Here is a 12841-nt window from a genome sequence, read left to right as displayed (position 1 = left end):
TGTGTTTACGCAGTCTCGCGGTATGGTCGGGATTGTGATCTTGGGATTTTCAGACAGGCATGAACTACATGGACTTGCACCGCATTTTTGACTTGCAGTACCAAGCCAGCCGCACGCAGGTCGATGTACCTTTGCTGGTGCGCCGGGAGAGGCTGCTGCGTCTGCAGAAGCTGCTGGACCAGAACGGTCCTGCCTTGTGCGCGGCGGTGGAGCAGGACTTTGGCGTGCGCTCCGAGCGCTGGACCGAGATGCTGGATCTGATGCTGGTGCGCAATATGCTCAGGCACACGCTCAAGCACCTGCCCAGATGGAGCAAGCGCCAGCGCGTGCGCACGCCGCTGATGCTGCAGCCCGGCAAGGCCTGGGTGGAGCGCCAGCCTCTGGGCGTGGTGGGCATCATTTCGCCCTGGAACTATCCGCTGCAGCTATCGCTGGCGCCGGCCATCACGGCGCTGGCGGCGGGCAATCGCGTGATGCTCAAGCCCAGCGAGCTGACACCGCATACCTCGGCCAAAATGTCCGAGCTGGTCGCCCAGTTCTTCGCACCCGAAGAGTTCTGCGTGATCGAGGGTGATGTGGCCGTGGCCACGCAGTTCTCGGGCCTGCAGTTTGACCATCTGCTGTTCACCGGCTCCACGGCCGTGGGGCGGCGTGTGGCGCAGGCAGCGGCCGTGCACCTGACGCCCACCACGCTGGAGCTCGGGGGCAAGTCTCCCTGCATCATTGCGCAGGACTGCGATATGCAGGCCGCTGCGCTCAAGGTGGCCTACGGCAAGCTGGTCAATGCCGGGCAGACCTGCATCGCTCCCGACTATGTGTTGCTGCCGCGCGGCAAGGAGCAGGAGTTTGCCGAGGCCTACCAGGCGGCGGTGCAGCGGCTGTACCCGCGCATCTCGGGCAACCCGGACTACACGGCCATCATCAGCAAGCGCCATCTGGCCCGGCTCAAGCAGATGCTGCGTCAGGCGCAAAGCCTGGGAGCGCAGGTGCACTGGATGCATGAGGCCGCAGCCCCCGCGGTCGATGGCGACACCACGGCCTGGGGCGAGGCGGTGGAGCGCCAGTTCGCTCCGGCGCTGGTGTTTGGCGCCACGGGCGAGATGCAGCTGATGCAGGAGGAAATCTTCGGCCCCATCCTGCCCGTGATCTCGTACGAGCATATCGAGGACGTGATCAATGCCATCAACGCCAGCCCGCGCCCGCTGGCGCTGTACTGGTTCGGCAATGGCGAGGCCGAGCGCGATGCGGTGCTGACGCGCACCGTCAGCGGAGGCGTCTGTGTGAACGACACCTTGCTGCATGTGGCGCATGAGAACCTGCCCTTCGGCGGTGTCGGCGACAGCGGCTGGGGTGCCTATCACGCAGAGCAGGGCTTTTTGCGCTTTGTGCACCAGAAGGCAGTTTTCGTGCAGTCACGCTGGGCGGCGACGTCCCTGCTGTACCCGCCATTCGGGGAGAAATTCGACCGGGTGATGGAATTCATGCGGCGCTGGCTCTGAATTTCCTTGACTGCGATTCAGGGACTGAGCGCTTGCATGCTGTGGTGAGCGCTTGCCATATTGTCATCAAATGTGACGCAAACCATTGATGGTTGCGGGCTTGCTGCTCTGCTTAGTGGAGCGCATAGCACATAGATTGCGCCATAGCAAGAAATAGCGAACAGCCGCAGTTGAGCAAATGGCTAACCACTGCACCGCGTGCCAAAACTCTGAATCTGTAGACAATTACGCCCTTCTATTCTTACATGTTTCCGCCCCGGTTTTTCCATGTCTAGTATCCAGGTCCGTCCCGCTACTCTTCGCGATGCAAAAGCGATTGCCCAGATCCATACTGCTTCCGCACTGGAGGCTTATCGAGGTCTGGTTCCCGATGATCAACTGAAGGCCATGTCCTCGGTTGAAAAGCGCCAGGCTTACTGGCGCGAAGCTATTGAATACTGTGAGCCACAGGTCCAGGTCGCCATTGACGGCGACAAGATCGTTGGCTTTGTCGGCTTTGACCGCTCCCGTGATGAAAAGTCCCGCCAGACCACCGGCGAGATCTGGGCTATCTATGCAGCCCCTTCGCACTGGAATCAAGGTGTTGGCGTTGCCCTGTGGGATGCCGCCCGAGATGGTCTGCTGGAAGAAGGCTGCACCAATGTGACAGCCTGGATTCCGCTGCGCAACGAGCGTGCCCTGCGTTTCCATGAAATGGCAGGTTTCAAGCGTGAAATGTCCACGGCCAAGACGGCTGTGATTGGCAGCATCAAGATTGAAGAAGTGCGCGTCAAGCGCCCTCTGAACGGCTGATCACAGCGTTCAACCCTCACTGAAAGACAGGCCGTGACGTCTCCCAATAGCAAGCTCGCGGCCTCAGTCTGCGCTCCCGCATCTGCTTTCGACCTGCTGCAATGGCAGGAGCAAGTCCAGGCCCATACGGCCTTGTGGCGCAGCGAAAGCAGCCTGCCCAAGCCCCGCCGCATCGAAGTTGCCGATGACACCATGCCCGCTGATACGGCGTTTCGCCATATCAGCGAAGGTGCGTCGCTGCTGTGGCGCGGTGATTTTCAGAATGCGCGCCAGCTGTTGCTGGCACTGGGCCGTCGGCTGGACAAGAAGTCGCGCCGCAAGAGCCCGGCAAAGGGCCCTGCTGCGGCAGGCTTTCCCCACGCGTTTCATCTGTACCGCCAGTCCCAGGCCCAGCGCGCACGCATGCTGGGCAGCATTCTGATCGAGCTGGATGTGCAATGGCATTGCGCCTTGCGCCGGGCTCCGGACTGGAGCCTGGCCTGCTCCGAGGCCTGGGGCGCCGTTGCGGCCGAAGCACCTGCGCAGTCCGTACTGGTGCCGCTGCGCGATCTGCTGGGTGTGGTCGGCGCCCATGAATGGCGCAAGAAGGGGGTGGAGATTCCCACCCTGGATGGCGCCCGCATTCATGCGCACTACGGTGTTTTCTCGCCCGTGCGCGGCGAGTATCTCGATCTGGTGGCGCGTGCGAGCATTCCCGCTGCCGGTCTGCAACAGGCCTGGGATATCGGTGTCGGTACGGGCGTGCTCTCGGCATTGCTGCTCAAGCGCGGCGTGAAGTCGGTGGTTGCCACCGATACCAGCGAGCGTGCGCTGGCCTGTGCCACCGAGAATCTGCAGCGTCTGGGTCATGCTTCCCGGGTGGAGCTGCAGCGTGCCGATCTGTTTGCGCAAGGACAGGCAGGCCTGATTGTCTGCAACCCGCCCTGGCTGCCGGGCAAGGCAGCATCGGTGCTCGATCAGGCCATTTATGACGAAGACAGCCGCATGTTGCGCGGCTTTCTGCAAGGGCTGGCAGCACACCTGCTGCCGGGTGGCGAAGGCTGGCTCATCCTATCGGACCTGGCCGAGCATCTGAAGTTGCGTACGCGTGATGAGTTGCTGGGCTGGATTGAAGTGGCCGGCCTCAAGGTACTGGGCCGCGATGACGTTCGCCCGCATCATGGCAAGGTGCAGGACCGTGAGGACCCCTTGCACACTGCGCGCGCGGCCGAAGTGACCTCGCTCTGGCGTCTGGCTGCTGCCGCTTGACCGCGGGCGTCGTCCGTCGGCCGCCAGAAAGTTAGGCCATCGCGCCTTGCAGTTCCTGGCTCGACGGATCGGCGGACTCGCCATGCGCCAGCAGGGCGGCCAGCCTTTCGCGCAGCGACTGGGCGCGCTCTTCGCCGGCATATTCCTCTACCGCTGTCAGCAGGCTGAGGCCGGCACTGCGCAGGCTGCTCAGGTCTCTGGCTTCGCGCAGCTGGGTGCGCAATGTCTGGGCCAGTGCCTCATGACGGTTGGCAAACAGGCGCTCGCACATATCGAATAAATACATGCGCGTGCCTGCCATATTGATGGCCGGCAACGCGCTGGCGGTTTGCTCGGCTGGTGCCAGGGCCGGCGCGGCAGGGCTTGCGCCAAGGGTGGCGAGAGCCGCCGCTGGGTGGAGGGCCATGCCGCGCTCCCTGGGGGCGCTGGATGAAGCCACCAGCTGAAGATATCCCTGCTCCACCAATTGCTGGGCCAGTGCGGCATGATCGCTGCCCAGCATGGTGGCAAGTTCTTCCATGCTCTTGCCGCCGGCCAGCAACAGCAGGGAGCGCGCGCGCTGCGGCAGCTGGCGCGATCCGGGCTGAAGTTCCTCCTGGGCCTTGGCGGTTTTCTGCAAAATCATGGCTGGTTCTGTCTGGCGCATTACAAGTGCGGATGCGCTATTGCATGAGCTGACGATGACACTGGTGTGAATCTGCGCCAATTCGCAGTGGATCGGCCAGTCATTACTGTCCAAGCTTGCCAATTGCTTCTGAATTAATAGCTGCTGGCGTTTTCTGAATAAGCGCTGTAGGTCAATCTGATTTGAATCTGAAATGAGACTGCTGCTCGCGCCCATGGAAGGGCTGCTGGATTTTGTGCTGCGCGATGTGCTGACCCGGGTGGGCGGCGCGGATCGCTGCGTGTCCGAGTTCATTCGCATCAGCGGCTCGCTGCTGCCGGACAAGGTCTATCTGCGCACCATGCCAGAGCTGCGTAACGGCAGCCGGACGCTGGCCGGAGTGCCGGTGCGGGCGCAGTTGCTGGGTTCCGATCCCGTCAGCATGGCCGAAAACGCGGCCAATCTGGCACGTCTGGGGCCCGAGGGCATCGATCTGAATTTCGGCTGCCCGGCCAAGGTCGTCAACCGCCATGGCGGTGGTGCATCGCTGCTGCAGGACCCCATGCAGATTGCCCGCGTGGTCGAAGCCGTGCGCAAGGCGGTTCCGGCGCAGCTGCCGGTATCGGCCAAGATGAGGCTGGGTTTCAACGACCGGGCGCTGATGACCGAGTGCGCCCAGGCCATGGAAAGCGGCGGAGCCTGCGAAATAGTCGTCCATGCACGCACCAAGCTGGATGGCTATCGCCCCCCGGCCTACTGGGAGGAAATTCCGCGCATCCGCGAGGCGGTGGGCGTGAATGTGGTGGCCAATGGCGAGATCTGGACCGTGGAGGAGGCCTTGCGCTGCCGCGAAGTCTCGGGCTGCGACGACCTGATGCTGGGACGCGGCATTGTGGCCGACCCCGGTCTGGCACTGGCGGTGCGCCGCGCTGTGGAGCAGGGCAGTGGCACGGTGGCGGCGGGCATTGATTGGCTTGAGCTGGTGCCACAGGTGCAGCGTTTCTGGCATATGGTCTGCGAGGATCTGGAGCCGCGCCAGCGTGCGGGCCGCCTCAAGCAATGGCTCAATCTCATGCGCAGACGCTTTCCCGAAGCCGAGCTGGCCTATCAGGAAGTGCGCACCCAGACCGATCAACGCGCCATCAGCGATTGGGTGCAGGCGCTGCCGCTGCGCGATTTGCAGCAGGAATGGGCCTGGCCGCAGTCCGTGTCTACAGCAGACTGTCCGGAGCCAGAGGCCCGAGCAGCTGCAGCATGAGGCGCAGTCCGAGGCTGGCATCGGGCTCCGAGTAGGAGTCCGCTAGCCCGCTTTCCTGGGGGGCACGCCAGACCAGCTTTCCCTTGGGGTCCAGATCCAGGCGCCAGCTGTTTTCGGGCAGGCTTTCGTCGATGCTGTCGCCGGCCAGCTGGCTGAATCGGCGGCTGGCGATCAGCACGGCGATCTCGGTATTTTGCAGCTGTGAGCGCATGTCCAGATTCATGGAGCCCACGGCGACCAGACGCCCGTCTATGACCAGCAGCTTGGTGTGCAGCATGGCCCGCGAAGCCCCGGCGCTGCCCCCGCTGGAGCCCGTGGTGCCTGCGCGCAATGCCGAGCGTACATTGGCGGCTTCGCTGCGCATTTCGTAGAGCTCGATGCCCATCTCCAGCAGGGCCTTGCGATGGCGCGCATAGCCGGCATGGGCCAGCGGCGCATCGTTGGAGGCCAGCGAATTGGTCAGTACCCGGATGCGGACACCTTTGCTGCGTGCGGTGCGAAAGGCATCCATGATCTCCTGCCCCGGCACGAAATAGGGCGAAACCACCAGCAAGTCCTGCCTGGCGGAGCGGATCAGGGCCAGCAGACCGTCGACCACCGATTCGGCATTCAGCGCCGGTGTGGCTGAGGGGGGCGGACTGGAGGCTTCGTCGGTCTTGAGCAAGGCTGCCCCGACGGGCTCGCTGGCGGCAGAGCGTTCCGCGCCTTCGACGGGGATCTTGGTGGGGCTATCTGCCAGCACCATGGCCTGGGCCCAGATCCACGGGACCTGGCTCAGATTCAGGGAGCTGTCTTCGGGGGCGTTGGCGCCCTGGGCTGGTTCGGTCTTGCTGCTGGCGTCTTCCTGGTCGAACTGTGTCTTGAGTTTGAGCAGGTCCGGCTCGCTGATCAGCGACTGCACGGGGTAGGCGCGCACATTGTTCCAGTAGCGGTCAAAACTGAGCGACAGGTCTTTGACGACGGGGCCGGCGGCCAGGACATCGAGATCGACAAAATTGCCCACATTGGAGGCGTCGAAGTAGGCGTCGCCCAGATTGCGTCCGCCAATCACGGCCAGGGTGTTGTCGGCCACGAACAGCTTGTTGTGCATGCGCTGCTGCGCACGCTGAAAGTCGGTCAGCAGCGTCCAGGCCCGGCCGATGGTGGAGGCGCGCGAGCCGGCCAGCGGATTGAACATGCGCATCTCCACATTGGGCACAAAAGCCAGGCGCATGACCTGCGCATCCGGCCCGGTGCTGTGGAAGTCGTCCAGCAGCACGCGTACACGCACACCGCGCCTGGCAGCCTGGACTACGGCGCGTAGCAGTCGCCCGGTGCTTTGGTCTGCATGGATGGCGTAGTACTGCAGATCCAGCGTCTTCTGTGCGTTTTCCACCAGCGCCATGCGGCTGCTGAGCGCATGCTTGGGGCCGGAGATCAAGGCAAACGCCGAGGCATCTGGCTTTGCCTTGGTCGGGCGAGCCTGAGAGACGAACACGCCCAACTCGGTGTTCTGAGGCTGGCTCAGTGCCGTGCTGACGGGGCGCTCCACATCCTTGGGTAGCGACGCCGCGCAACCCGTGAGCAACATCGCTGCAATAGCGCCGGCAAGCAGCGCCAGATGCGTTTGCGGCCCTGATGGTTGCAGTCGTGACGATGTGGAGATAGAAGCCGTCATTGCTGCTTTGTAACCCATGATGACCGAGTTCACATGTCGGACACAGACTGCGCTAGAACTGCTCTCGTCCCTGGACTCTGGCAACAATGCGCAGGTCTGGTCCCAGGCGGGCGACATCATGGAACACCAGTGGCAGGCCCTGGTCCAGGCTGTCGAGCGGGCCGAAGTTGGCAATACCCATGGCTCCCGTGCCCAGTAGTTTGGGGGCTTGATAGAAGAGAAGCTCATCGACCAGGCCTTCGCGAATCAGGGAGCCGTTGAGTTTGAAGCCCGCTTCCACATGCAGCTCATTCGTGCCGCGCTGGGCCAGATCCCGCAGCATGGCCGCCAGATCCACCTTGCCCGCTGCGTTCGGCATATCAATAACCGTAGCGCCTAGCGCCTGCAATTGCTCGATCTTGGATTGATTTGTGCTGCAGGTGTATATAAGGCAACCGTTAGGTGCTTTCAAAACATGAGCATCCAGCGGGATGTCCAGCTTGCTGTCCACCACGGCAATGCGTGGCTGCCGCGGCGTGTCTACATCCCGCACATTTAGGCGCGGATTGTCTTCGAGCACCGTGCCTATACCGGTCAGAATCGTGCAGGCACGGGCACGCCAGGCATGTCCGTCGGCCCGGGCGGCCGCCGAGGTGATCCACTGGCTTTGGCCATTGTGCAAGGCCGTGACGCCATCCAGCGAGCTGGCTGCCTTCATGCGCACCCAGGGCGTGCCGCGAATCATGCGGCTGAAAAAGCCGATATTGAGCTCACGTGATTCGGCTCCGTCGGGGCCGATCTCCACTTCAACACCTGCAGCGCGCAGCCGCTCGAAACCCTGGCCGGCCACCTGCGGATTGGGGTCCGTCAGCGCACCCACCACCTTGCCGATGCCGGCTGCGATCAATGCGTCGCAGCAGGGGCCGGTGCGGCCATGGTGCGAGCAGGGCTCCAGCGTCACATAGGCCGTGGCGCCGCGCACATCGTTTCCTTTGGAAGCCGCATCACGCAATGCCATCACCTCGGCGTGCGGGCCGCCGGCCTGCTGGGTAAAGCCCTGGCCGATGATGCGGTCCGAGGCATCGACGATCACGCAGCCGACGCGCGGATTGGGTGAGGAAAGAAAAAGCGCCTGAGCAGCCTGCTCAAGCGCCTTGTTCATGAAATGGGCAGAGGGTGTCATGCCCAGGATGGTAATGCAGAGGCGTCGGGCTTACTTGCCCCAGCAGTCGGTGTTGTAGCCTGTGTCTCCCTGTACTTTGCTGTTGGCACCGGTAACGCCTGATTGATTCAAGGTAAGAGTCTTGCATTTGTCAACGGCTTGTCCTCCTTGGGGGGCTGCTTGAATGACATAGGCCGATGTGCTGGAGCTCGCAAAGCTAAAGGTATACCTGCTGGTGCTGTACTGGGCCAGCATCTTGTCCATGGCTGTCTTCTGCGTGCTGTCACTGGTGATTGGGTAGATGCCGTTGGCGGTTGCCGCACGCTCCATCCATAAGGCCGCTTGCTGCAAGCCTGCTTTGGCCTCGTTTCTAAATCCTCGTCGCGTGTATTCGCCATAACTCGGGTAAGCAATTGCAGCCAGAATCCCTATGACGGCAACCGTAATCATCAATTCGATGAGGGTGAAACCATTTTGTTTTTTTATGTAGTTCATTGAGAGTAATTCCTTACTGAAGCTGTCGCCAGTTAAGGGAGGTTACTGGGTTGCTAAGCTTTCCTGTATTAGAGGTTTGCTGAGTGCCAATGTTAATCTTTCCCGCCCGAGTGCCTAAAGATATTTCGCGCGAAGAGGATGAGGTTCTATTCGTTCCACCATCGGCGCTATTATAAAGACCATCTCCATTGGTATCCAGAAGTTGCTGAGTTGGCTTAAGCCCGAATTCGATACCTAAAAGGCTGCGCCATGCTTTGGCTGGAGTGGAGGTTGGCTCGCATGTTTCCCCTTCTACATTTCCGCCGGAGGCTGGTACATCTGAAAGAATATCTATGATGTTGCTTGCTGCCGAATAAAATTTTGGATTCCTAAGAACTCGCTCACCAGTTTCCGGGAAATTAAAATACCAACCCTTGCTGTTGAGATAATTGAGTTCGGATTGAGTTCCCATACCCCAGAAATTTTGACCTTGGCTATTTCCGGTGCCTGCTGTTGCGGTGTTTGAGAATGTTCGTGCAACCAGATTTGACTTTGCTACTACAGTCGGGGTTGCTGCATTGGTATCGATAATTACCTTTCCGGCCGTGCATGATGTTTGATCGGCCGCGCATAGCTTATACCGTGTATTGTCAATTACAGAATAGAAGCTTTGGACAGATGCGTCTGTTCTATCACCTTCGGTCACATTTATTCCAGTGCCAAAGGCGACCATGAGTCCTGCCGTGCTTTCGCTGACTCTAACCAGTGGTGCTGTAGTGATGGGCTGCAAGGTGGTCGCGTTATTGGCTGTATAGCTTGCTGTAAAAAGTGGCTGGCCTGAAAATGCAATCCCCCAGTTTTGCGGATTTGAACTAGAAAGATCAAATTTCCACAGATTTCCTCTAAGATCTCCTGCATAAATGATGTCAGGCGTACCGTCGCCATTCAAATCAACCAGACGAGGAGCGGAGAGACCATTGCTGCTGGCATTGGCTCCTGATGATGCAGCGGTGATTTTTACCAGTTCCTTTTGCCCGTCAAGATACTGGACCAGTAGAACAGGGCGTTCATTGGCGCTATTAATGCCATTGCCCATGACAACAGCCCATCGGTCATTGTTCATTTTGACAATTTGCGTCGAAATCTGAGGGCTGTACTCACTCACGACTGGAGTGCTGAAAATATATCCAATATCTGCATCCGTTGTCGCAGTTTTATCCAGGACAACGATACTTCCCGCATTTGCCGTTGAGAAGTTACTGGCATATCCATTGTTGACGGTGGAGCCGGGCTGGGTTACATCGAGAACAAAATAGCCTTTTCCGCCTGCGCCAAGGCTTCCAACAAGCATGGTGCGCCATCGATCGGCCAAATCCGAACTCGTGGAATTGACGACAATGTCACCGGTGAATGCGGAGCCATCTACATAATATTGGTGTGTATAAGAGCTGTTGGCGAGCTGCGGAAGTCTGGCTATTATTCCTTCTGGGATATAGGAAATCTTCTCTTGGCCATCTATTGCGGAAAATCCATGCAGCATTCCGTCATTTCCGCCGACATAAAGCATGGGTATCCGTGTTTTATAGCGCGCTGCAAATGCGGAGTATCCTGATTGATTGTAGCCTTGACTTGGAGAACCCGTATACCATATAGCCGAGTTGACGATGTCGCCTTGAATGGAGTTACGTGTCCTGAAATTGAAATTCTGAACAGTCCCGCCATTGTTGGTGATATCTCCACGTATGAAATCCGCTATGGCTGTTCCAAGGCTTGTTTTGTTTGCGGTTGTCGCATTGGCTCCCAGAGACGTGGTCAAGCTGGATTTCTGTGCATCCGATAGGTTTGCGTAGTTAAAGCTGATACCGCTGCTGCCATTGGTTGTCAATACCAATCTACTTGCTATCTGACCTGTACGGGCATCAAGCTTGTCTGCCGTGGTAGGTAGGCGGTTGTTTATATTGTTTCCCCAAGCTGAGTTTGCGGAAAGGACTCCCGTATCCGTTGCCGCAATCTGGGAATAAATAGCTCCTTTCCATCCACTTGCGTCGTAGGTTGCTGTATAGAGCTTGGCATCCTGCGTGCTGATGGAGCTCGATGAGCTTGCATAGCCCGTTAGGGGTTGGGACGTGTCTTCAATAATATTGCTAACAATGTCCTTGAACGCATTTTTTAGATCGTCACTGGTCGAGGCAGGAATGAACTTTCCGCGCCCATTGATGGCCATATGCCATAACTCTTTTTTTCTATTATTTTCGTTTGCGTTGTACCCGGAGGTTCTGTTGTAAACACCATCGCAAGAAAATGTCCCGGTGTCGGAAGGTGTGTTATCGGATTTGCAGAGCGGGCTTGGCCAAGATAAATCTCCTGTAATCAATTTGCTGTAATCGCCTGAGAAGGTGTCTCCTCCCCAGGTCGGGGTGCCTGTCCAGGTCGCTGCGCTATTAAATCCAATGGTATATGTCGTTAAGCTTTGCCATGTTGCTGGATTATTCTTTGGATTCCAGTATTCTTCAATTTCAATATTCTGATTTCTGGAGTTCTTGAATATTTCTGAGCCACTTTTTTTTATGATTGGTTTGACTTGATTTGGGATATCGTCTCTCAGGTCGGTTGCCCAATAATAAAATGAAAGATCGGCTAAGGTATTTATGCCATCTGTCGAGCAACTGGTTCTGTTGGAGCAGGTTTGACTGGTTGACCCCCACAAGTCTGAGTATATTTTTGTTTGAGTGGAGCTTGCTACGTACGATTTTTGATCTGCAAATGTTGCATTTGTTCCGTCAATATTACCCGGGGATATTGTCTTGTAGCCCGTAAGGTTTCTGTCTCCATCAATATTTGTATTTGTGTTGCTGGTGGAGCTGTTCCAGCCACCATCCGTCATGAAAATATGGAAGGATTTCCGGCAAGAGAGTACATTGCCCAACCGGGTTCCGGGCACTTCTGCCCACGGGGAATCACTATTCAACGGTGTATTTTTTAAATAATCTCCGGCATTTCTTACCATCTGATGAGATGGAGTTCCATCCTTTGCAGTAAGCGTATCCACCCAAGTCAAGAAATTGGTGCGATGTGTGCCCTCCAGAACTTTCATGGAATTCCTGCTGCCACAAGATGTGCTGTTGCTAGGGATGCCATTGCATCGATTCATGGATTGCCATGCAATACGGAGTCTTTTGTCGGGAATATTGCTTGCTGCAAATGTATCCTTTAGTGCAGTTTTGAGTGCACTAATGCCAGAATCGCCCATACTTCCAGAGTCGTCAACCGAAATGATGACATTGGGTGCCGGTTCTATGCTTGCACTGCCTGCAGGGTATGTCGCAAAATTAAGTGGCGCTGCATTTGTGTAAATATGCGTGGCAAGACCTGCGGCTGCCAAAGAATAGGCGAGGTTCTTGATAATTATTTTTCTTTTCATATTATTCACCTTTAATCACAGGCATGGAGATGACTGTCTGGATTACGGCCATGGTAGGGGAATGGTCGCTAAAATCAGTGCTGCTGCTCGATCCCTTGATGCCAAAGGCCAGGGCTGTAATTCTGAAAATCATTTCTGCGTTTGTCGCCGGCGTTGCTGTGCCTTGCACTATTTTTCCGATATTTCCGCCGGGATTTAATCCAAGTGTCCCGTATGGCATTGGCTCTATCCAGTACCACGCTCCCTTATTGGCATCGGTCAATGCCAAAATTGGATTGGGCGGTGTAATTGTTTCCGAGCCACTTTGGTTGGCGCCTGAAAATTGGCCATATCTCGCTCCTAGGCTAAGCATGGCTTGCAAGGTACTGGGGTCATTCCAGAAATCCTCTGCGATGGTTCGCCTCAGGCAGATGGCATTCTTGCATTGATTGGTTTGAGCTGCGAGGCTGTCACTCCACGGTCCAAAAAAAACATCCTGGCTTCCAGGGAACTGCTGTGTACTACCCGTTCTTAGTGAAGTTTTTGTGCTGTCGTAAAGATGTCGGTATATATCATCCTGAGCATCCTGAACCATGGCTTGTGCGGATTCCATGGCTCTTTGGTAATCGGCATCATTGCCAGCTACCAATTCATTGAAAATTGCTGAACGAGAAGCCCATAGAGCAACGAGCATGGAAAGTAGAATAAAAATTACAACAATATAGAGAGCGGCTCCCTGTTGCAGATTTTTGTTTGGTGTCTTCATAT

Annotated in this window: 10 protein-coding genes; 4 read left to right on the top strand and 6 right to left on the bottom strand. The window is 57.5% G+C overall.

What is annotated here, in order from left to right; genetic code table 11:
• Positions 1–59 precede the first annotated feature (59 nt).
• From DJFAAGMI_RS13485 to DJFAAGMI_RS13475, 3 genes are all read left to right on the top strand, one after another.
• Positions 60–1499, top strand: coding sequence for a coniferyl aldehyde dehydrogenase (locus DJFAAGMI_RS13485; RefSeq protein ID WP_211457535.1), 1440 nt, complete (start codon positions 60–62; stop codon positions 1497–1499).
• A 267-nt stretch (positions 1500–1766) separates the two neighbouring features.
• A complete protein-coding gene (locus DJFAAGMI_RS13480; protein ID WP_034348967.1) occupies positions 1767–2291 on the top strand; it encodes a GNAT family N-acetyltransferase in 525 nt (174 codons plus the stop codon).
• A 33-nt stretch (positions 2292–2324) separates the two neighbouring features.
• A complete protein-coding gene (locus DJFAAGMI_RS13475) occupies positions 2325–3539 on the top strand; it encodes a methyltransferase (RefSeq protein WP_211457534.1) in 1215 nt (404 codons plus the stop codon).
• Between the two features lie 31 nt (positions 3540–3570).
• Here DJFAAGMI_RS13475 and DJFAAGMI_RS13470 read toward each other — a convergent pair whose 3' ends face one another.
• Positions 3571–4185: a hypothetical protein gene (locus tag DJFAAGMI_RS13470; RefSeq protein WP_211457533.1), complete on the bottom strand. Its 615-nt coding sequence runs from the start codon at positions 4183–4185 to the stop codon at positions 3571–3573.
• Positions 4186–4357: 172 nt separating this feature from the next.
• Here DJFAAGMI_RS13470 and DJFAAGMI_RS13465 point away from each other — a divergent pair, with 172 nt between their 5' ends.
• Positions 4358–5401 (top strand): tRNA dihydrouridine synthase, encoded by a 1044-nt coding sequence (locus DJFAAGMI_RS13465; protein WP_211457532.1) that lies wholly within the window; start codon positions 4358–4360, stop codon positions 5399–5401.
• Here DJFAAGMI_RS13465 and DJFAAGMI_RS13460 read toward each other — a convergent pair.
• From DJFAAGMI_RS13460 to DJFAAGMI_RS13440, 5 genes are read right to left on the bottom strand one after another with little or no spacing between them, the layout of a single operon-like run.
• On the bottom strand, positions 5355–7058 hold the full coding sequence (locus tag DJFAAGMI_RS13460) for a phospholipase D-like domain-containing protein (protein WP_211457531.1): 1704 nt from the start codon (positions 7056–7058) through the stop codon (positions 5355–5357). The two genes, DJFAAGMI_RS13465 and DJFAAGMI_RS13460, sit on opposite strands and share 47 nt — an antisense overlap.
• Positions 7059–7110: 52 nt before the next feature.
• Positions 7111–8220, bottom strand: a complete 1110-nt coding sequence (gene ribD, locus DJFAAGMI_RS13455; RefSeq protein WP_211457530.1) for a bifunctional diaminohydroxyphosphoribosylaminopyrimidine deaminase/5-amino-6-(5-phosphoribosylamino)uracil reductase RibD — start codon at positions 8218–8220, stop codon at positions 7111–7113.
• Positions 8221–8250: 30 nt separating this feature from the next.
• Positions 8251–8694 carry a type IV pilin protein gene (locus DJFAAGMI_RS13450; RefSeq protein ID WP_249334305.1) on the bottom strand — a complete coding sequence of 148 codons (444 nt, stop codon included), beginning with the start codon at positions 8692–8694 and terminating at the stop codon, positions 8251–8253.
• Between the two features lie 13 nt (positions 8695–8707).
• The gene (locus DJFAAGMI_RS13445) at positions 8708–12094 is read right to left on the bottom strand and encodes a pilus assembly protein (protein ID WP_249334388.1); all 3387 of its coding nucleotides are present in this window, start codon (positions 12092–12094) and stop codon (positions 8708–8710) included.
• 1 nt (position 12095) lies between these two features.
• The gene (locus DJFAAGMI_RS13440; protein WP_211457528.1) at positions 12096–12839 is read right to left on the bottom strand and encodes a pilus assembly PilX family protein; all 744 of its coding nucleotides are present in this window, start codon (positions 12837–12839) and stop codon (positions 12096–12098) included.
• Positions 12840–12841: the final 2 nt, after the last annotated feature.

Source organism: Comamonas brasiliensis (genome assembly GCF_018292285.1).
Taxonomy (GTDB): Bacteria; Pseudomonadota; Gammaproteobacteria; order Burkholderiales; family Burkholderiaceae_C; genus Comamonas; species Comamonas brasiliensis.
Note: the sequence above shows the minus strand (reverse complement) of the source record. Positions and strands in the feature narration are given on the sequence as shown.